Annotated in this window: 17 protein-coding genes; 6 read left to right on the top strand and 11 right to left on the bottom strand. The window is 73.8% G+C overall.

Features of this window, described 5'->3' with window-relative positions:
- The first annotated feature begins 24 nt into the window (after positions 1-24).
- Positions 25-1167 carry a hypothetical protein gene (locus LPU43_RS17740; protein WP_229401564.1) on the top strand — a complete coding sequence of 381 codons (1143 nt, stop codon included), beginning with the start codon at positions 25-27 and terminating at the stop codon, positions 1165-1167.
- A 14-nt stretch (positions 1168-1181) separates the two neighbouring features.
- On the opposite strand, the gene LPU43_RS17735 is transcribed toward LPU43_RS17740, so the two are convergent.
- Positions 1182-2663, bottom strand: coding sequence for a peptide MFS transporter (locus LPU43_RS17735; RefSeq protein ID WP_229401563.1), 1482 nt, complete (start codon positions 2661-2663; stop codon positions 1182-1184).
- Between the two features lie 223 nt (positions 2664-2886).
- Here LPU43_RS17735 and LPU43_RS17730 point away from each other — a divergent pair, with 223 nt between their 5' ends.
- Positions 2887-3228: an RNA polymerase-binding protein RbpA gene (locus LPU43_RS17730; RefSeq protein ID WP_229401562.1), complete on the top strand. Its 342-nt coding sequence runs from the start codon at positions 2887-2889 to the stop codon at positions 3226-3228.
- 65 nt (positions 3229-3293) lie between these two features.
- On the opposite strand, the gene LPU43_RS17725 is transcribed toward LPU43_RS17730, so the two are convergent.
- The 4 genes from LPU43_RS17725 to LPU43_RS17710 are packed head-to-tail and all read right to left on the bottom strand — an operon-like array spanning position 3294 to position 7934.
- Positions 3294-3821: an FxsA family protein gene (locus LPU43_RS17725; RefSeq protein ID WP_229401561.1), complete on the bottom strand. Its 528-nt coding sequence runs from the start codon at positions 3819-3821 to the stop codon at positions 3294-3296.
- Between the two features lie 49 nt (positions 3822-3870).
- On the bottom strand, positions 3871-4659 hold the full coding sequence (locus tag LPU43_RS17720) for a polyprenol monophosphomannose synthase (RefSeq protein ID WP_229401560.1): 789 nt from the start codon (positions 4657-4659) through the stop codon (positions 3871-3873).
- Positions 4660-4697: 38 nt separating this feature from the next.
- A complete protein-coding gene (gene lnt, locus LPU43_RS17715) occupies positions 4698-6296 on the bottom strand; it encodes an apolipoprotein N-acyltransferase (RefSeq protein ID WP_229401559.1) in 1599 nt (532 codons plus the stop codon).
- Between the two features lie 33 nt (positions 6297-6329).
- Entirely contained in the window at positions 6330-7934 is a 1605-nt protein-coding gene (locus LPU43_RS17710) for a methyltransferase domain-containing protein (protein WP_229401558.1), read from the bottom strand.
- A 74-nt stretch (positions 7935-8008) separates the two neighbouring features.
- On the opposite strand from LPU43_RS17710, the gene LPU43_RS17705 reads away from it, so the two are divergent.
- On the top strand, positions 8009-8593 hold the full coding sequence (locus tag LPU43_RS17705) for a helix-turn-helix transcriptional regulator (RefSeq protein ID WP_229401557.1): 585 nt from the start codon (positions 8009-8011) through the stop codon (positions 8591-8593).
- A gap of 416 nt (positions 8594-9009) precedes the next feature.
- On the opposite strand, the gene LPU43_RS17700 is transcribed toward LPU43_RS17705, so the two are convergent.
- The 6 genes from LPU43_RS17700 to kdd form a co-directional block, all read right to left on the bottom strand.
- On the bottom strand, positions 9010-10344 hold the full coding sequence (locus LPU43_RS17700) for a glutamate mutase L (protein ID WP_229401556.1): 1335 nt from the start codon (positions 10342-10344) through the stop codon (positions 9010-9012).
- Complete coding sequence (kal, locus tag LPU43_RS17695) at positions 10341-10733, bottom strand: 3-aminobutyryl-CoA ammonia lyase (RefSeq protein WP_229401555.1); 393 nt, start codon at positions 10731-10733, stop codon at positions 10341-10343. Before kal ends, LPU43_RS17700 begins: the two co-directional genes overlap by 4 nt.
- Positions 10730-11482, bottom strand: coding sequence for a lysine 5,6-aminomutase subunit beta (gene kamE, locus LPU43_RS17690; protein WP_229401725.1), 753 nt, complete (start codon positions 11480-11482; stop codon positions 10730-10732). The genes kal and kamE overlap by 4 nt, the downstream gene beginning before the upstream one ends.
- 110 nt (positions 11483-11592) lie before the next feature.
- On the bottom strand, positions 11593-13152 hold the full coding sequence (gene kamD / locus LPU43_RS17685) for a lysine 5,6-aminomutase subunit alpha (protein WP_229401554.1): 1560 nt from the start codon (positions 13150-13152) through the stop codon (positions 11593-11595).
- Between the two features lie 73 nt (positions 13153-13225).
- Positions 13226-14800 carry an amidohydrolase gene (locus tag LPU43_RS17680; protein ID WP_229401553.1) on the bottom strand — a complete coding sequence of 525 codons (1575 nt, stop codon included), beginning with the start codon at positions 14798-14800 and terminating at the stop codon, positions 13226-13228.
- 5 nt (positions 14801-14805) lie between these two features.
- Positions 14806-15867: an L-erythro-3,5-diaminohexanoate dehydrogenase gene (gene kdd, locus LPU43_RS17675; RefSeq protein ID WP_505845693.1), complete on the bottom strand. Its 1062-nt coding sequence runs from the start codon at positions 15865-15867 to the stop codon at positions 14806-14808.
- Positions 15868-16010: 143 nt separating this feature from the next.
- Between kdd and LPU43_RS17670 the strand changes: the two genes are divergently transcribed.
- The 3 genes from LPU43_RS17670 to LPU43_RS17660 all read left to right on the top strand — a co-directional run bounded on the left by LPU43_RS17670 (position 16011) and on the right by LPU43_RS17660 (position 20428).
- Positions 16011-17417 carry a KamA family radical SAM protein gene (locus LPU43_RS17670; RefSeq protein ID WP_229401552.1) on the top strand — a complete coding sequence of 469 codons (1407 nt, stop codon included), beginning with the start codon at positions 16011-16013 and terminating at the stop codon, positions 17415-17417.
- Positions 17418-17757: 340 nt separating this feature from the next.
- On the top strand, positions 17758-19410 hold the full coding sequence (gene abc-f / locus LPU43_RS17665; protein ID WP_229401551.1) for a ribosomal protection-like ABC-F family protein: 1653 nt from the start codon (positions 17758-17760) through the stop codon (positions 19408-19410).
- 64 nt (positions 19411-19474) lie between these two features.
- On the top strand, positions 19475-20428 hold the full coding sequence (locus tag LPU43_RS17660) for an aminoglycoside phosphotransferase family protein (protein WP_229401550.1): 954 nt from the start codon (positions 19475-19477) through the stop codon (positions 20426-20428).
- Positions 20429-20882 lie beyond the last annotated feature (454 nt).

Here is a 20882-nt window from a genome sequence, read left to right as displayed (position 1 = left end):
CGGCCTGACTAGACTTCCGCCTCGATGGACGCCCAGCCCTCCCCCACCGACACCCGTCCCTGCGCGCACTGCGGGCGCGACGTGCCGCAACGGGCCGGAGCGGGCCGGCCGTTCCGCTACTGCCGCGACAACGACGGCGCCTGCCAGCGGGCCTCCCGCAACAACCGGATGCGGCACCGCAACGCCCCCGGCCTGCCCGGTCAGGTGGCCCGCACGTGGGAGGCGGTGGACCGCCTCGACCAGATCGTGGAGACCCTCACCGAGGCGCTGCACGCCGAGCTGTCCCCGGCGGGGGTGGAGCGGCAGGTGGCGCGGGTGCGCGCCGACACCGCCGCGGAGCTGGCGCAGGCGCACACCGAACGCGACGAGGCCCGCCGCGACGCCGAGGACGCCGCGGCGTCGGCCGCCCGCGCCCGCCAGGAGGCCCGGTCGGCGGTGGCCGAGGCGGACGCCGCCCGGCAGCGGGCCGAGGGCGCGCAGGCCGACGCCACCCGGGACCGGGAGCGCGCCGACGCCGCCGAGGCGGCCCGGGACGCGGCCCGCCGCGACGCCTCGGCGGCCGAGGCGCTGCGCACGCAGGCCGAGCGGGACCGCGACGCGGCCCGCCACGAGCTGCGCGAGGTGCGGGAGGACCGCGACGCGCAGCGGCGGCGGACGGCGGACCTGACCGCCGAGCGGGACGCCGCCCGCGCCGACGCGGCCCGGCACGAGGCGGCGGAGCAGGAGGCGCGGCGGCGCGCCGAGCAGGCCGACGCCGACGCGCAGCGGTCCCGCGCCGACGCCCGGCGGGCCGCCGAGCGGGCCGACGCCGCCGGCGCGGAGGCCGGGCGGGCGCGGGAGCTGGCCGACCGGCTGCGCGCCGCCGCCGACGACGCGCGGCGGGCCGCCGAGGCGGCGCACACGGCCGCGCGGGCGGCCGGGGAGGAGACGGCGGCGCTGGCGGCGCGCCTGGCGGAGGCCGTCACGGCCCGCGACGCCGTCGTCGCCGAGCTGACCGCCGCCCGGCAGTCCTCGGCCGCCGTCGAGGGCCGCCTCGGCGAGCTGGAGGCGCGGCTGCGCGCCGCCGAGGCCGAGCGGGACGCCGCGCAGCGTCGCTCGGCGCAACTGGTCGACCAGGTCAGCGACCTGGCCGCCGCGCTGGCCCGGCTGGGCGCCCCGCCCCGCTGAGCCGGGGTGGGCGGTCAGTGGATGCCGGCCATCAGGTGCCGGATCTGCCGGGCGAACATCACCGCGCCGAGGCCGAGCAGCACCGACGCGGCCCCGAAGGTGAGGAAGTACACCGGCTCCGGCCAGCTCTCGGCGAGCCGGGCGACCTGCCCGCCGATGGCGTCGCCGACGGCGGTGGCCAGGAACCACAGCCCCATCATCTGACTGGCGTACTTCACGGGGGCGAGCCTGGTGGTGGCGGAGAGGCCGACCGGGCTCAGCGACAGCTCGCCGGCGACCTGGATGGCGAAGACCGCGACCAGCCACCACGGGGAGACCAGGTCGCCGCCGACGGCGGCCTGCGCGGCGGCGGCCATCAGCACGAACGACAGGCCGTTGAGCACCAGACCCACGGCGAACTTCACGGGCGTGGAGACCCGGTGGCCCAGCCGCAGCCACAGCAACGCGAACAGCGGCGCCCCGATGATGATCAGGATGGGGTTGACCGACTGGAGCCACGACGCGGGGAAGGTGAACCCGAACACGTGGCGGTCGATGTTGTTCGCGGCGAAGATGTTCAGCACCGACCCGGCCTGGTCGTAGATCAGCCAGAACGACGCGGCGAACACGAACAGCCACACGTACGCCTTCATCCGGCTGCGTTCGGTGTCGCTGATCTCCCGGTCGACGAGGATGCGCGCGAAGTACCCGACGGTGATCAGCACGGTGGCGACCGTGAGCAGGTTGACCACGGTGTTGACGGTGAACAGCCCGGCCACGGCCAGGGCGGCCACGACGAGGACGGCCACGACGACGGCCACCCCGGCGCGGGTCAGCGCCCGGCGGCGGTCCGCGCCGAGCAGCGGGTCGGCGGGGCGTTCCCCGGCGTCGCCGAGGTTGCGCCCGCCCAGGACGTACTGGATCACGCCGAAGGTCATGCCGATCGCCGCCGCCCCGAACCCCAGGTGCCAGTTGACCTTCTCGCCGAGGAACCCGGTGATCAGCGGGGCGATGAACCCGCCCAGGTTGATGCCCATGTAGAACAGGGAGAACCCGGCGTCGCGGCGCGGGGAGTCCCGGTCGTACAGGTCGCCGACCATCGTCGAGATGTTGGGTTTGAGCAGCCCGGTGCCGAGCACGATCAGCGTCATGCCGGCGAAAACGCTCCAGGTGGTGGGCACCGCCATGACGTAGTGGCCGCAGGCGATGACGATGCCGCCCCACAGCACGCAGCGGCGGGCCCCGATGAGCCGGTCGGCGACCCACCCGCCGGGCAGCGCCATCAGGTACACCATCGCGTTGTACGTGCCGTACACGGCGTTGGCGGTGGAGTCGCGCATGCCGAGGCCGTCCTCGGCGACGGTGGCGGTCAGGTACAGCACGAGGATGGCCCGCATCCCGTAGAAGCTGAACCGCTCCCACATCTCGGTGAGGAACAGGGTGGCCAGGGCCCGGGGGTGGCCGAAGAAGGTCCGTTCTGCGGGCGGCCTGCCGGCGGCCGGCGCGTCACTGGTCATCGAAACCTCCGCACGGCTGGGACGGGTAACATCCCCGTAAACCGCCGAAACACTCCCGGCGATTCGCCCCGGTCGGGGCGCTGTCGCGGCCGGGCTACCCTTGTGGGGGCGCGCGGGGTGCCGTGCCCGGGTGCGGGTGCGGGGCCGCCGGGGTGGGAATGACCCGGCCGACGCGCACCGTTGTACGGACGAGACCAGCACCACCAACGAGGGGAATTCGATCATGGGCGAGCGCATGCTGCGCGGAAGCCGCCTGGGCGCGGTCAGCTACGAGTCCGACCGCAACACGGAGCTCGCGCCGCGGCAGACCCGCGAGTACCTCTGCGCCAAGGGCCACCAGTTCGAGGTGCCGTTCGCCGTCGACGCCGAGGTCCCCACGACCTGGGAGTGCAAGTTCGACGGCAGCGTCGCCCGGCTGGTCGACGGCACCGAGCCGGAGCAGAAGAAGGCCAAGCCGCCGCGCACCCACTGGGACATGCTGCTGGAGCGGCGCTCGATCGAGGAGCTGGAGGACATCCTCGCCGAGCGGCTCCAGGAGGTCCGCACCCGCCGCGGTCGCGCCTGACCCACACCCGCCGAAACGCCCCCGGAAGAGCCTTCCGGGGGCGTTTCGCTGTATGCGGACCGCCGTCAGCGGCCCGGGTCGACGATCTCGCCCTCGATGGCCCGGCCACCGTCGACCACCGTCGGCGCGGCCGGCGCCGGCTCCGCAGGCGCGCCGGCCCCCGGTTCGCCGCGGCGCACCCGCACCCGCCTCGGCCCGAACAGGTCACCGGCGAGCATCGACGACACCCGCCGCTCCGTGGCCCGGCGCACCCCGGCGCGGGCCAGCCGCCGCACCGGCGGCACCAGCAGCAGCGCACCCACCACGGCCCCGACCAGCCCCGGCACCGCCAGCAGCAGCGCGCCCAGCAACCCCACCAGCCCGTCGGTCACCTGCGGGCCGGGCGGCTGACCGGCCCGCGCGGCGGCCCGGAACCCCCGCCACGCCCGCATGCCCTCCCGGCGCAGCAGCACCAGGCCCAGCAGCGACGCCGCGAACACCAGCAGCACCGCCGTGCCGAACCCGATCCCCCGGCCCACGCCGACGAACACCGCCAACTCCAGCAGCACCCACACCAGCGCGACCACCGGCGCGAATCTCAGTCCTCGGCGCATCTCACCCCCGTCGCGTCATCCCGCCCGTCCAGCATGACACGCCCACCCGTCACGGCCACCGGCCCCGACCACCGCCCGCGCGGCGCCGCCACCCGGAACGCCGGTCCTGCACCGCCCACACGCTGATCCGCCACAACGCCTCCGCCACGATCAGCGGGCTCATCTTGCTCGCCCCCCGCCGCCGCTCGGCGAACGTGATCGGCACCTCCACGATCCGCGCCCCCGCCCGGTGGGCCAGCCGGGACAGCTCCACCTGGAACGAGTAGCCCTGCGAACACACCGACCCCAGGTCCACCGCGTCCAGGGCGGCCAGCCGGTACACCCGGTACCCGCCGGTGGCGTCGGCGACGGGCACCCCCAACGCCAGCCGCGCGTACAGGTTCCCGCACCGCGACAGCAGCAGCCGCCGCAGCGGCCAGTCCACCACCGTCGCCCCCCGGCACCAGCGCGACCCGATGACCACGTCGGCGTGCGCGGCGGCGGCCAGCAGCCTCGGCAGGTCCTGCGGGGCGTGGGAGCCGTCGGCGTCCATCTCCACCACCGCGTCGTAGCCGCGCCGCCGCGCCCACGCGAACCCGTCCAGGTACGCGGCGCCGAGGCCCTCCTTGCCGGGCCGGTGCAGCACGTGCACCCGCGCGTCGGTGGCGGCCAGGGCGTCGGCGAGGACCCCCGTGCCGTCGGGGCTGTCGTCGTCGGCGACCAGCACGTCCACGTCCGGGGCGGCGGCGCGGACCCCCGCCACGGCCGTGGTGACGTTGTCGGCCTCGTTGTAGGTGGGGATGACCACCAGCACCCGGCCCAGCGCCGGCCGGGGTCGCGCGCCCGCCGATTCGCTCACCACTCCTCCGCCCCCGCCGGCGCGGCGCCGGCGTGTCGCTACCCCGGGTCCACCCGGCGGCGGCGGCGCAGTACCGCCGCGCCGGCCAGCGCGGCCACCGCGCCGGCGGCCAGCACCGCCTCCGGCCACACCCCGACCCGGGTGGCCAGGGTCCGACCGTCGCCCAGGCGCAGCTCACGCACCACCACCGCGCGGGTGTTGAACCCGGTGGCGTCGGATACCCGCCCGTCCGGGGCGACGAACCCGGACACCCCGACCGTGGAGGCCATCAACGACGCGCGGCCGTGCTCCACCGCCCGCAGCCGCACCATCGCCAACTGCTGCCGCGCCTCGGCCACGTCGAACGTGGCGTTGTTGGTCTGCACCACCAGCAGCTGCGCGCCGCCGGTGACGGTGTCGCGGACCAGCCCGTCGTAGGCCACCTCGAAGCAGATCACGTCGCCCAGCGTCGCCGCCCCGGCGTCCACCACCCCGGGCCGGTCACCGGCGACCATGTCGCTGCGGACCCGGTCGACCTCCTTGCTGACCATCCGCGCCACGTCGCGCAGCGGCACGTACTCGGCGAACGGCACCGGGTGCCGCTTGGTGTACAACTGCGCCAGGTCGGGGCCGCTGCCGGGGCGCCACAGGATTCCCGCGTTGCGGCTCTGCCCCGGCCCGGGGCCGACGAGGACCGCCCCCACCAGGATCGGCGCCCGCACGGCGTCGGCGGCGGCGCTGATGCGCGCCCCGGCCGCCGGGTCGCGCAGCGGGTCGATGTCGCTGGAGTTCTCCGGCCACACCACCACGTCCGGCTGCGGGCGGGACCCGTCGGCCACCTGCCCGGCCAGCTCCAGGGTCGCCTGGACGTGGTTGTCGAGCACCGCCCGCCGCTGGGCGTTGAAGTCCAGGCCCAGACGCGGCACGTTGCCCTGCACCACCGCCACCGTCACCGTGGGGCCGCCGCCGGCCACCCCCACCGGCACCGCCAGCCCCAGGGCCAGCACCGCCACCGCCGCGAGCGCCGGCCCGGCCGCCGTCCACCGGGCCCGGCCGGCGGCCCGCCAGGGCCGCCACGCCGCCGCCACCAGCAGCCCACCGGCCACGGCCACGACGAACGTGACCAGCGGCGCCCCGCCGACCGCCGCCCACCGCAGCGCCGGGGAGTCGTCCTGGCTGAACGCCAGCCGCCCCCACGGGAACCCGCCGAACGGGGCCCGGGACCGCAGCGCCTCCTGCCCCACCCACAGCACACCGGTCAGCGCCGGCCACGACCACCGCCACCGCCGCACCAGCGGCGAGCACCACGCGGCGGCTGCGCCGAGCAGCGCCACGTACCCGGCCTGCAACAGCGACAGCAGCACCCACGGCAGGGAGCCGGTGTGCAGGTTCGTCCACGACAGCAGCGGCCCGAACAGGGCCACCCCCGCCAGGAACCCCAGGCCCGCGCCGGCGCGCGGCCGACGCCGGTGCGTCGCCGCGGCCAGCAGCGCCACGCCGACCGCCGCCAGCGGCCACACCCCGTACGGGGGGAACGCCGCCAGCAGCGCCAACCCCGCCGCGACCGCCAGCGCCACGGCCACCGGCAGCGGCAACGGCCGCCCGTCGCCGGCCCCGCCGACTGTCCGCGCCCGTCCTGCCCGCCGCAGCGTCGTCACCGGCACCTCACCACCACGATCACGCGCCGAAGGCTACCCGCCCGCCACGGCGACACCGGGCGCCCCCGCCGGGTCGCGGCGGCGCGCCACCAGCACCGCGTCGTGGTGGGTGACGTCCCGCCCGTCGTGGTCCACCACGGCGCGCGGCCGGGCCTCGGCCACCAGCACCTCCCACCGCCCGGGGTCGAGGTCGGCGGCGACCTCCCGCGCCGTGTACATCAGCTCGGGGAAGTGCGCCCGGTGGGCGGTGTCGCGCAGGTCCGCCGGATCGTGCCCGACGATCAGCAGGGTGCCGCCCGGGGCGACCGCGTCGGCCAGCCGCGCGAACAACCGCCGCCGCTGCACGCCCGGCAGGTGCATGAACTGCGCCGACACCAGGTCGTAGCCGCCGGCGGCCGGCGGCTGCTCCCGCAGGTCCGCCCGCTGGAAGGTGATCCGGTCGGCGACCGCCTCCCCCGCCTCGGCGGCGTGCGCGGCGGCCCGCCGCAGGGCCGTGCCGGCGATGTCGACGGCCGTGACCCGCCAGCCCCGCCGCGCCAGCCACAGCGCGTCGGCGCCCTCACCGCAGCCGACGTCCAGCGCCCGGCCCGGGGCCAGGTCGCCGGCCTCGGCCGCGAGCTGCGGGTTGACCCGCCCGCTCCACAACGCCGGCCGCTGCCCGTACCGCTGCTCCCAGCCCTCCCGCTCGAACATGGTGGCCAGGTCGTGCCGGTGGCGCCGCACGGCGGCGTCGGTGTCGGCGGCGACCAGGTCGGCGTTGATCGCCGCGGCGGCCGTCGAACCGGCCGCCGCCGCGGTGATCACCTGCGCGCGCACGTCGGCGACGTTGCCCGCCACCCACACCCCGGGCACGGCGGTGGCGCCGCTCGCGTCGGCGGGCACCTGCGCGCCGGCCCCCGCGTCGACCGGGGCCAGCCCCAGCGACGCCAGCACGCCCGCCGACGCGACCGCCCGGGACGCCACGACGAGGGCGTCGAGGCCGATGACCTCGCCGTCGGCCAGCCGCACCCCGGTCAGCGCGTCCCCGGTCACCTCCAGCGCGGCGACCGGGCCGTCGACCACGGGGATCTGCCGCGCCGCGAGCCGCTCGGCCTCCTCGTCGCCCGGCGCGGCCACGTCGTGCAGCAGCAGCGTCACGTGCGGGCTCCACTGCCGCCACAGGTGGGCCTGCGCCACCCCGGCCGCGCCGGTGGCCAGCACCCCGATGCGCCGGTCGCGCACCTCCCAGCCGTGGCAGTACGGGCAGTGCAGCACGTCACGCCCCCACCGCCCGGCCAGCCCCGGCACGTCGGGCAGCTCGTCGACGCAGCCGGTGGTCACCAGCAGCCGCCGGGCCCGCACCGCCCGCCCGTCGCCCAGCCGCACCACGAACCCGTCGCCGTCGCGCGTCGCCTCCTCGGCCGTCGCGTCGACGACCTCCCCGCCGTAGCCGGTGACCTCGTCGCGGCCGACGGCCAGCAGTCGCGCCGGCGCGACGCCGTCGCGGGTGAGGAAGTTGTGCGCCTGCCCGGCCGGGGCGTTACGGGGCCGCCCCGCATCCACCACGAGCACCCGCCGCCGCGCCCGCGCCAGGGCCAGCGCCCCGCTGAGCCCGGCGGCGCCCCCGCCGACCACCACCACGTCGTACCTGTCGTCCATCGCGTCTCCCTCGCCCGTCGTCGGGGGCCCACGGTGCCCCCACCCGGCGCGGGACGGCAAGTATCGTTGCCGGTATGGCAAACGAGGAGGCGGCGATCCTGGCCACCGTGGGCCCCCGACTACGGGCCCTGCGCACCCGACGCGGCATCACCCTGGCCCAACTCGCCCAGACCACCGGCATCTCCGTGAGCACCCTGTCCCGCCTCGAATCCGGCGGACGGCGGCCCACCCTGGAACTGCTGCTGCCCCTCGCCCGCGCCCACCAGGTGCCCCTGGACGAACTCGTCGGCGCGCCCGCCACCGGCGACCCCCGCGTGCACCCGCGCCCCATCGTCCGCCACGGCAGCACGTTCCTGCCCCTGACCCGCCGCCCCGGCGGCCTCCAGGCGTTCAAGCAGATCCTGCCCCCGCACACCCCCGCGCAGCCGCAGCAGCAGCAGACCCACGAGGGCCACGAGTGGCTGTACGTGCTCTCCGGTCGGGTCCGCCTGCTGCTGGCCGAGCACGACCTCCTGCTCACCCCCGGCGAGGTCGCCGAGTTCGACACCCGCCTGCCGCACGCCGTGGCCAACCCCGACCCGCACCCCGCCGAACTGCTCACCCTGTTCGGCCCGCAGGGCGAACGGATGCACGTGCGCGCCCGCACCACCACCGACTGACCACCCGGCCGCGAACACAAAATCGGGGCGCGGCGTACGCCGCGCCCCGATGCTCCCAGGCCCTTCCCGGCCGGTGGGGCGAGAATGAACGACGCCGACCTTCGGACCGACCCGACGTGGACTGGCTGCCCCCGCCTGGCCGTTGTCTACTGGCCGTGCCCTTCACCCCACCCGTACACCGGTAACCGCGGCCGGTTCGCGCCGCCCCGCCGACCCCCGCCCGCTGGACCTGGCCGCCGCGACCCGAAGGTCACTCGGCCAGCGGACGAAGGGACGAAGCGAACAACAGCCGCTTCCCGTAGTAGGACTCAAAGACGGTACGTGCTGCCCCCCGCCCGCTGTCAACCCACCCCGGCCTGTCGTGTGTCACACCACGGCGTGTCGTGTCCGCGCGTCTCGACGCGGTGACGGTGCGTTCAGCGATCCAGGTGATGCCGCAGCAACGCCCGCGCCGCCACCGGATGCTCCCCTGCCAGCAACCCACCGGCCGCCAACACGTAGTCGACGTCGACCACCGGCCGCGCCGCGCGCGGCAACGGCCACCCACCACCGTGGTCGGCCAACACCCCACCCAGCACCCCGGCGGCGTCCACCGCCGCCGCGTGACGCAGCACCCCGCCCGAACCCACCAGTAGCCGCACGTCCCGCAGGTCCCGGCCCGCCCGCTCCCCGGTCCCCGCCCCGCGCGCGTGCCGCCGCAACGCCACCGTCGCCGCCAGGGCCGCGAACCGCGCGTCGACCGCCCGCCCCGCCTCGTCGGAAGGCAGGAAACCCGGCTCCGCGGCCCGCACCGCCGCCGCCGCGGCCAGCCTAGCCTCCTCACCCGGGGCCAGCAGCCGCTCCTCGGCGGCGGCCCGCAACACCCCCGGCGCGCTCCACCGCACCCCCAGATCCCCCTCCACGGTGCGGGCCCGCCACAGCGACCCCGCGACCTCCCGCCCCGGCCCGCCGGCCCGCTCGTCCGGCGTCAACACCGAGTACACGTCCGTCGTCGCCCCACCGACGTCCACCACCGCCAGGTCCCCGCCCAGCGCGTCGGCGAGCACCTCCACCCCGCCCAGCACCGCGTCCGGGGTCGCCGCCCGCACCAACCTGCCGAACCGCGGCCCCCGCGACAACCGCTTACCGCCGATGACGTGCCGCAGGAACACCTCCCGGATCGCCGCCCGCGCCGACGCCGGCGCCAACACCCCGATGCGCGGCAACACGTTCTCCGCCACCGTCACCGGCACCCCCGCCCCGGCCAGCAACGCACCCAACTCGTCGCGGACGTCCACGTTGCCCGCCAACACCACCGGCACCCGCCACCGCGCCCGCGCCAACCGCGTCGCGTTGTGCGTCACCGTCTCGCCGTCACCGCCGTCGGTGCCACCCACCAGCAACACCACGTCCGGGCGGGCCGCCCGCAACGCCGCCACCTGCGCCCCGCCCAACCGGCCGGCCGCCACGTGCACCACGTTCGCCCCCGCCGACAAACCCACCCGCCGACCCGCCTGCGCCGTCACCAGCGGCTCGTAGCCCACCACCGCCAGGCGCAGCCCACCACCCGCCGACGAACAGACGTACCACGGCGCGCCCCGCACACCCAGCCCGGCCGTCGCCGCCGCCACCGCCGCGTCCAGGCCCCGCAGCACATCCGAACCCACCGTCGTCGGCGCCGACCCGGCACCCACCAGCCGACCCGCCTCCAGATCCACCACCGCCGCCTTCGTGTACGTCGACCCGACGTCGACGCAGACGGCGACGCTCACGCCACCGGCGGCACGACCACCGTGCCGGTCGCCGTCACCGCCACGACCGGCACGGCGAGGACCTCCGCCGCCGACGCCGACCGGTCCGGCCGACCCCGGCACACCACCCGCGCCTCGAAGTCGATCGTGCGGCTGCGGGTGCCCACCCGGGTCACCGTCGCCACCACCTCCAACACGTCACCGGCCTTCATCGGCGCCCGGAACTGCACATCCGAATACGACGCGAACAACCCCTCGTCGCCGTCGGTGCGGATGCACACCTCCGTGGCCACATCCCCGAACAACCCCAACGCGTACGCCCCGTCCACCAGGTTCCCCGCGTAGTGCGCGTGCGAGTACGGCACATACCGGCGATGGGTCACCGTCAGACCCACCCGGGAATCACTCACGCCTTCACCCTCCTGTTCGTCACCAACGCGTGCACCAGGTAACTGGCCACCTCACCCGGGGTCGTGCCCCGACCGAAGATCCGGTCCACACCCAACTCACCGGCCATCGACTCGTCGAACCGGGGCCCACCGACGATCAGCAACGGACGCCGCCCCGCCGGCATCGCCTCACGGAACGCCGCCGACATCTCCCGCGTGTTGTGCAGATGCGCGTCGCGCTGCGTCACCACCTGCGACACCAGCACCGCGTCCGCCCGCTCCACCCGGGCCGCCTCCACCAGCTCCGGCACCCCCACCTGCGCACCCAGGTTCGTCACCTTCAACTCCCGGTAGTACTCCAGGCCCTTCTCCCCCGCGATGCCCTTCACATTCAGGATCGCGTCGATGCCCACCGTGTGCGCGTCCGTGCCGATACACGCCCCCACCACCGACAACTTGCGCCGCAACCGCTGCTTGACGACGGTGTTGACCTCCTTCGCCGACAACAGCGGGAAGTCCCGCTCCACCACCCGCACCGCGCCCAGGTCCACCAGATGGTTCACCCGTCCGTACACCACGAAGAACGTGAACTCGTCACCCACCGGCTTCGCGTGCACCAACATCGCCGGGTCGATGCCCATCCTGTTCGCCAACTGCACCGCCGCGCCCTCGGCCCGCTTGTCGTGCGGCACCGGCAACGTGAACGACACCTGCACCATGCCGTCACCCGTGGTGTCCCCGTACGGCCGCACGATCTTCTTCTCACTCATGCCGTGCTGGCCGGGCATGCCTTCACGGCCCTCGCTCCGCTCGGTGCGTTCGCTCATGCCGTGCTGGCTGGGCATGCCCTCATGGCCCTCGCTTCGCTCGGTGCGTTCGCTCATGACGGCTGCTCCAGGATCTCCGTGGCCGGGTTGTAGTAGCCCGCCTCGTGCCGCGCCACCCCGTCCAGGCCCTTGCCCCGATCCGCCGGCCGCTTCATGATCCCGAACGTGCCCTCGGCGATCGCCGTCAACAGCGACTGATCCCCGATCCGGTCCAGCAGGTCCACCGCCTCCCCCAGCACCCGGTGCGCCCGCTGCTGGATGAAACCGCCCGACGCCGGCACGAAGTCCTCGTGCAACCCCCCCGCCGCACCCAGCACGTACCGCACGTTCTGCAACGCGATGTCCCGGTCCGACAGCCACGGCGTCACCACCGCCTCCGTCATCATCCCCACCAGCAGAATCCCCTGCCCCGTCATGGCCCCCACCAGGTTGAAGAACCCGTCCAGCAGGTTGCCCCGGAACACGTCACCGGTCATGTGCTTCGTCGGCGGCATCCACTTCAACGGCGCCTCCGGGAACAACTCCCGCGCCAACAACGCGTGCGCCAACTCCAACCGCAACGACTCCGGCACCTCCGGGTTGATCTCGAACGCGTGACCCAACCCCAACTGCCAGTCCGCCAACCCCGCCTCGTGCGCGAAGTACTCGTTGAGCAACTGCGACACCGTCACCGTGTGCGCCTCGTCCACCGCATCCGCCGTGGTCAGGTAGTTGTCCTCACCGGTGTTGATGATGATCCCCGCCCGCGCGTGCACCTGCCGCGAGAACCGCTGATCCACGAACGTCCGGATCGGGTTGATGTCGCGGAACAGGATCCCGTACATCGAGTCGTTGAGCATCATGTCCAGCCGCTCCAGGCCCGCGAGCGCCGCCATCTCCGGCATGCACAACCCCGACGCGTAGTTCGTCAGCCGCACGTACCGGCCCAACTCCCGCGACGACTCGTCCAACGCCGCCCGCATCAACCGGAAGTTCTCCTGCGTCGCGTACGTCCCCGCGAACCCCTCCCGCGTCGCCCCCTCCGGCACGTAGTCCAACAACGACTGCCCCGTCGACCGGATCACCGCGATCACGTCCGCGCCCGCCCGCGCCGCCGCCTGCGCCTGCGGAATGTCCTCGTAGATGTCCCCCGTCGCCACGATCAGGTAGATCCACGGCCGCTGCCTCGGATCCCCGAACCGCCGCACCAGCCGGTCCCGCTCCGCCCGCCGCCGGTCGATCCGCCGCACGCCCACGGCGACCGCCTTCCGGGCCGCCCGCCGGGCCGCGGTGGCGGCCCTGCCGGTGGGCTGCGTGAACCGCACCGACCCGGCGGCGGCCTTCTGCGCCAGCAGCGTCACGTCACCGATCTGCTCCCGCGCGCAAGCGTCGAACACCGGCAGCGCCACCCCGTGCCCCAGACCCACGTCGGCGACCACCGCGTCCACCAGCCGGTTCACCCACGGGATGCCGTCCGGATCGGCGCCGCTCACCCCGGCCAGCCGCAGCACCGCCCGCTCCACCGACACCGTGGTGTGGCTGCGCGCCAGCTCCACCACCGGCTGCCCGGCCCGGCGCGCCAACTCCCGCGCCCGCGCCACCAAAGCCGGATCCAGCCCAAGCTTGCCCGTCACGCCGTCACCCCGCCGCGCTCGGCGACGCCGTACCGGCGCCCGTGCCGTGCCGATGGTCCGCTCGCAAGCTCACTCACGTGGAAGTGCCCTCCTGATAGATCACGTCACCGCGCAACACCGTGGCCCGGCACACCGGCAGCGGCGTCGGGTCCTCCGCGCCGCGCGCCTCCGGGTCCTCGGCCTGCAACACCGGCAGACCCCGCTCCACCCCGGCCGGGGTGTCCCACACCGCGAACGTCGCCGGCGCGCCCAGAGCCAGCACGCCCTCGTTGTCCAGGTGCACGGCCCGCCACCCGCCCCGGGTGTGCGCCGCGAACGCCGCCCGCACGCTCATCCGCTGCACCGGGTTGTGATGCGACGCCGCCGCCCGCACCGACCCCCACGGGTCCAGCGGCGTCACCGGCGAATCCGACCCGAACGCCAACGCCACCCCCACCCCGTGCATGGCGCCCATCGGGTTCGACTCCAACGACCGGGACAGACCCAGCCGCGACTCGTACATCCGGCCCGCGCCACCCCACAACCGGTCGAACGCGGGCTGCACCGACGCCACGATGCCGTACTCCACGAACCCGGCGATCAACCGCTTGCCCATGATCTCCGCGTGCTCGACCCGGTGCCGCCCCGCCCGCAACCGCTCCACGCCCACCTTCCGCGCCGCCGCCGCGAACCCCGCCAGCACCGTGCCGATCGCCGCGTCACCGATCGCGTGGAAACCCCCCTGCACCCCGTGCGCCACACAGTCCAGAAGGTGGTCACGCACCTGCTCCGCGCTCACGTACCCGTGCCCACACGCCCCCGGCTCCCCATCCAGGTACGCCTCCGACACGTGCGCCGTCCGCGACCCCAACGCCCCGTCCGCGAACAGGTCACCGCCCGCACCCACCGCACCCAACTCCCGGGCCTTCGCGGCGCCCAACAGCTCACCCCAGTACCCGTACACCTCCGGCAACCCGGCACCCGAAATGCTTAACAGCCCCGTGAAGTCCTCCTCGTCCGAGATCTCCGGCCCACCACACTCGTGCACCGCCGCGATCCCCAACGACGCCGCGTGCGCCAACGCCACCCGCTGCGCCGCCACCCGCTGCCCCCGCGTCACCGACCCCAACGCCGCCGCCCGCACCACATGGTGCGCGTCCCGCCGCAACCACCCCGACGCGTCGAACCCCGCCGCCCTCGCCGCCTCCGGACACGCCGCCACCATCGCCGACGACACCAACGCCGAATGAATCGACGCCTGCGACAGGTACACCCGCCGCCCACCCGCCGCCCGACCCAACTCCGCCGCCCCCGGCAGCACCGGCTCCGACCAGCACGACTCGTCCCAGCCGTGCCCCAACACCACCGCATCCGCCGGCAACCCCGCCGCGAACCCCGCCACCGCCTCCAACAACCCACCCGCCGACCGCACCGCCGACAGATCCAGACCCGACAGGGCCAACCCGGTGTCCGTCGCGTGCACGTGCGCGTCCACGAACGCCGGCGTCACCAACGCGCCGCCCAGCTCCACCACCCGGTCGGCGCGCGGCGCGTCCGCCGCCGCACCCAACCAGGCGATCCGACCGTCACGCACCAGCAACGCCGACGCACTCGGATCAGCCGGACAGTGCAGCACGCCGCCGCGATACAACGTCGAGGGAGTCGTCATGACACTCAGTCTGCCGCCAACCGCGCCTCGAACAGCGCACGCACCCCCGGCTCGGACCGCAACAACTCCAACGCCAGCTCCGCGTGACCCGGCACGTACCCGTTACCCACCAGCATCGTCACGTCCGCCGCCAACCCCTCCGCGCCCAGCGCCGCCGCCGCGAAACTCGTCGCCATCGAGAAGAAGACCACCGTCCCGCCGTCCGCCGTCGACAGCACCGCCCCGTGCTCACAACCCGGCACGTCCACGCACACCACCGTCACGTCCGCCGGCACCCCCAGCGCCGTCGTCACCGCCGTCGACAACCCCACCGGATCCCGCGCATCCGCCAACGCCACCGACGAGGCCAGGCCCGCCCCCACCAGCGCGTCCCGCTCCGCCGCCACCGGCACCACCCCGACCGTACGACCCGCTCCCGCCCGCCGCGCCGCCGCCAACGACAACGACCCGCTCTTACCCGCCCCACCGATCACGGCCACCGTCACCGGCGACGCCTCACCGGCCTCCCGCCGCCGACGCACCAGATCACCGACCACCCGCGCCGTCAACGCCGGCGCCCCGCACACGTCCAGCACCGCCAGCGACAACTCCGGGTGCAGGTCCGCCGGCAGCACCGCCGCGATCGACCGGGCGAACAGGATCGCGTACCCGTCACAGGGCACCTGCTCGCTGCGCCCGTCCCACCGGGCCAGCCCGTCGGTGATCGTCAGCGGGGTCAGCGTCAGCGACACCAGCGTCGCCACCCGGTCACCCACCCGCAGCCCCAGCGGGGACCGCCGCCCCGCCTCCTCGACGGTGCCGATCAGCATCCCGCCCGACCCGGTCACCGGGTTCTGCATCTTGCCCCGCGCGGCCACGATCTCCAGGACCTCGGCGCGGACCTTCTCCCCGTCCCCGCCGTGCTTCTCCGACAACTGCCGGAAGCTCGCCGCGTCCAGGTTCAACCGCTCCACCCGGATCCGCACCTCGTTCGGCGCGATCACCGGGCTCGCGTCCAGCCGCCACGCCGCCTGCGGCAGCACCCCCGCCGGTTCGACAACGCGGTGCAGACCCACCGGTGACGTCACGCCGACCTCCCCATCCCAGCCGCTCGAAGCCCCGCCCAGGGCTCGCCTAGCGGGAAAACTTACGGCAGACTAATTTCTTCGCCGGATAATTTCCAGTAGCCTACGGGCCGCTGATCATCCGCACCACGCACCGAGGAGGGGCCGTGACCCAGACCCAACCGGTTGAGACCATCCCTCAGCCCCGTCACGCCCCGGTCGCCCCGCCGACCGCCGGGCAGCCGTACGAGTACCGCCGCCGCCCCCTGGCCGAACCCGACTGGACCCGCTTCCCCGGCTGGCGACACGTCACCCGCGAGCAGTGGGAGAACGCCCAGTGGCAGCGGGTCAACTGCGTCAAGAACGTCAAGCAGCTCCGCGCCGTCCTCGGCGACACCGTCGACGAGACCTTCTACGCCGACCTCGAAGCCGACCAGCGGGCCCTGGCCACCATGTCCATGCTGGTGCCCCCGCAGATGATCAACACGATGGTCCCGTTCGACGCGGTCACCACCGAGGCGTTCCTCGCCGACCCCATCCGGCGCTACATGATCCCCGTCGCCTCCGACCGGCGCACCGACTGGCCGTCCCACCCCTACGCCAGCCGCGACTCCCTCCACGAGCACGACATGTGGGTCGCCGAGGGCCTCACCCACCGCTACCCCACCAAGGTCCTCGCCGAGCTGCTCTCCACCTGCCCCCAGTACTGCGGGCACTGCACCCGGATGGACCTCGTCGGCAACTCCACCCCCACCGTCGACAAGCTCAAGCTCACCCTCAAGCCCGTCGACCGCTACGACGCCCACATCGCCTACCTCAAGGCCCACTCCGGCGTCCGCGACGTCGTCGTCTCCGGCGGCGACGTGGCCAACGTGCCGTGGCGCAACCTGGAGTCGTACCTGATGCGGCTGCTGGAACTGGAGACGGTCCGCGACATCCGGCTCGCCACCAAGGCCCTCATGGGCCTGCCCCAGCACTGGCTCCAGCCCGACGTCGTCGAGGGCCTGGAGCGGGTCGCCCGCACCGCCGCCCGGCGCGGCGTCAACCTGGCCATCCACACCCACGTCAACCACGCCCAGTCGCTCACCCCGCTGGTCGCGAAGGCGGCCCAGACCGCCCTCGACGTCGGCGTACGCGACGTGCGCAACCAGGGCGTGCTCATGCGCGGCGTCAACGCCACCGCCCCCGACCTGCTCGACCTCTGCTTCGCGTTGCAGGGCGAGGCCGGCATCCTGCCGTACTACTTCTACATGTGCGACATGATCCCCAACGCCGAGCACTGGCGGGTGCCGGTCTGGCACGCCCAGCAACTCCAGCACGACATCATGGGCTACCTGCCCGGCTACGCCACCCCGCGCATCGTCTGCGACGTGCCGTTCGTCGGCAAGCGCTGGGTGCACATGCTCACCGAGTACGACCGCGAGCGCGGCATCTCGTACTGGACGAAGAACTACCGCACCTCCATCGAGTCGGCCGACCTGGAGGCGCTGGCCAAGCGCTACGCCTACTACGACCCGATCGACACGCTTCCCGCCGCCGGCCAGCAGTGGTGGCACGAGCACCGCGACGACTGACCTCTCGGCACAGGCCGCGAACGGGCCTCGGCTGACGCCGAGGCCCGTTCTTTTTTCCTGTTTTTTTTGATCTTTTGGGCACTTCCTGTAAGGCGTCCTAGGAAACTAGAGCCTGGGCTGGCTGTCGGTGTCCCCGGGCCACACGGATCAGCATCGCCAGCCCGCTGGCGACGACCGCCGACAAGGCCGCCAACCGCAGCGTGAAGCTGGGATAGGGGGCTGAGGAACAAGTCTTGTTATGGTGGGGCCATGGCTTTCCTTTTCTTCGTCTGAGTCCGGGCACGGCCGATGCCGCCGTTTCTGCTGCCCGTAGACCCTTCGTAAGCCCAGGGAAAGTTCCATGCGCGACCACACTCATACCGCCCTGCCCATCACCGTCCCCGCTGTGGGGCAGCTGTCTGTCAGGTCCGTCACCAAGTCGTATGGCATCCGGACCGTCCTCGACCAGGTTTCCTTCACCGTCCGGCCGGGTGAGAAGGCCGCCGTCATCGGTGAGAACGGCTCCGGCAAGTCCACCTTGCTGCGGCTGCTCGCCTCGGCCGAGGCACCGGACAACGGAGAGATCACCGTCCGCTTTCCCGGCGGCACCGGTCACCTCGCCCAGACTCTCGGCCTCGATGCGGGCTGCACCGTTCAGGACGCCGTCGACCTCGCCCTGACCGAACTGCGCGACATGGCGCGAAGGCTTCGTGCGGCAGAGGATTTCCTCGCCGACGCGTCGGACGAGGAGCTCGCCGCCTACGGTGAGCTGTTGATCGCATTCGAGGAGCGTGGCGGATACGAGGCAGATGCCCGTGTGGATGCCGCCATGCACGGGCTCGGGCTGGCCCGGATCAACCGGGAGCGCCTGCTCAGCTCCCTGTCCGGCGGCGAGCAGTCGCGCCTCGCGCTGGCCTGTGTCTTGGCCGCCGCCCCGGAACTGCTGCTCCTGGACGAGCCGACGAACCACCTCGACGCGGCCGCCGTGCGCTGGCTGGAGGAATACCTGCGCGCGCACCGCGGCACCGTCGTCGCGGTCACCCACGACCGCGGCTTCCTGGAGCGCATCGCCACCACCATCCTCGAGGTCGACCGGGACGAGCGCACCGTGTGCCGGTACGGCGACGGCTGGGCCGGCTACCGCGCCGCGAAGGCTGCCGCCCGGCGCGGAGCGGAGCAGCGGTACGTGGACTGGGTCGAGGAGGTGGCCCGCGCCGAGGAACTGCTGGAGGCCGCCGGCAGGCGGCTGGCCGCCACCAGCCGTGACCCGAAGCAGGGCTTCGGCAAGCACCGCCGCTCCAGCGAGGCCAAGCTCGGCGGCCAGGTGCGCTCGGTGCGGGAGCGCCTGGACCGGCTGCGGCGTAACCCGGTGGCAAAGCCGCCGATACCGCTCCGGTTCACGACGGCGCTGCCGTCGGCAGCCGGTGGCCCGGCCCAGGGCACACTCGCCGAGCTCGACAACGTGCGCGTCGGGGAACGGCTCCGCCTCGACGGGCTCCTGACGATCGAGCCCGGAACGCGCCTCCTCGTCACGGGCGAGAACGGCGCGGGCAAGACGACGCTGCTTCGCGTCCTCGCGGGCGACCTGCAGCCGGACGCCGGCACGGTACGCCGCCCCGCCCGGATCGGCTACCTCGCCCAGAAACTGCCCCCGCACGCCACTCGGCTGCCGCTACTGGCCGCGTTCGCCGCCGGCCGGCCCGGCCTGCCGGACGAGTACGCCGAACAGCTCCTGTCCCTGGGCCTGTTCCGCGAACAGGACCTTCACGTCCCAGTCGCCGCACTGTCCGTGGGACAGCAGCGGCGGCTGCAGATCGCGACCCTGGTTACCCGGCCCGCGGACCTCCTCGTCCTCGACGAGCCGACCAACCACATCGCTCTCGACCTAGTCGAGGACCTTCACACGGCGCTCGCGGCTTACCCAGGGGCGGTGGTCGCGGTCTCGCACGACCGCGACCTCCGCGCACGCTTCGAAGCCGAGCATCTGGAACTGTACGCCGGCCGCAGGCGCTGACCGATGTCCGGCCTACCCCCGCCCTGAATCGCTTGACATCCATCACCACTGAGGCAAGGGATCAATGACCACCTTCCTGACACCACAACAGCGCGCCGACCGCACCTCCGCCGTCGTCGAGGCAGCCGTCACGGCCGGGCGCGGGCTCGGCCTGACCGTCACCGAGCCCACGGTGCTCCACGACGTCTTTTCCGTCGTCGTCCACCTGGCCCCCTCGCCGGTCGTGACCCGGATTCCCACCGTCCTGCCCCGCCCGGACGACCTGGCCGCCCTCGCGCGGCGCCAGCAGGACGAGCTGGATGTCACACGCTGGCTGGCCGACCAGGGAATCCCCGTGATCGGGCCCAGTCCGCTCTTGCCGCGCGAACCCGTGCAGCGCGACGGGTTCTCGATGACGTTCTGGCCGTTCGTCGAGGAGGCCCGGGACATGGAACCCGACTACGTGGCGAACGCCGAGAGCGTCGCCGACCTGCACGCGGCACTGCGCGCCTACCCGAGCCACCGCCTGGAGTTCCTGTCCGCGGCCGACCCTCGGTTCATCGCGGACAGCCTCGCCCTGCTCGACCACCATCCCGACCTGATCGGAGCGGCCGAGCTCGACCGCGCCCGCCGCGAATGGCAACTCCTCGAACCCCTCGTACGCTCACGCAGCGCTTTCGAAGCCCGGTTCCCCGGCATCGGCCTCCAGCCCATCCACGGCGATTCCCCGCCCGCCAACATTTTCCGCGCAGTGGACGGCGACCTCTTCGCCGACTTCGAACTGGTCACGCTTGGTCCCGTCGAGTGGGACCTGGCCGCTCTTGGACCCGAGCACGAAGCCGCCTACAACCGCGGCGCACGACGCAACGGCATGAGGCCGCTCGACGAGGAGGTCCTCGCCTTCGTCAACGCCGTGGGCATGCTGCGAGTCATCGCCACCCTCACCCTGGTCCCGCAGCTTCCCAAACTGATGGAGTACCTCAAGCCCGCGGTTGACCACTGGCAGACGATGCCCTTCGCCGCAGGCATGAGCAGCTGACACCGACCGACTGGTAGCTGAGTCTGATACTGACAGGCCGTCGTTGAGTGACGAGGCCGTCGGGAGATTTGCCGGGGGTTTCGTAGGTGAATGCTCCGCGAACACGACACCGCGAACACGACGAGCAGGCAACCATGACGGCGAGCGCGTGATCACCTTGCCACCATGCGGCTGGTGTCTGAGCCCTCACGGCCGCCGCCCAGCTTCGGACACCGGGCTCCGACGCGGCGGTGTGGGCACTGTCCGCGCTCCTCGGCCTGCCGCTCGCGGCGCGCCGCCGAGGGCCGGTGCCCGTCCTGGTGCTCGTCTGCACGGTTGGCTGCGGCCGCCCGTTCTCGCCAGCCCGACGGCTCATCGGGTCCTGCATAGCGCCTCAACCCTCGCGGCGGTACACAGTGCTCATGTCGGACGGGTGACGGTTCATGACGTAGCGAACGACCTGCCGCCGTCCCCG

It is taken from the genome of Micromonospora okii (assembly GCF_020884795.1).
GTDB classification, from domain to species: domain Bacteria; phylum Actinomycetota; class Actinomycetes; order Mycobacteriales; family Micromonosporaceae; genus Micromonospora; species Micromonospora okii.
Note: the sequence above shows the minus strand (reverse complement) of the source record. Positions and strands in the feature narration are given on the sequence as shown.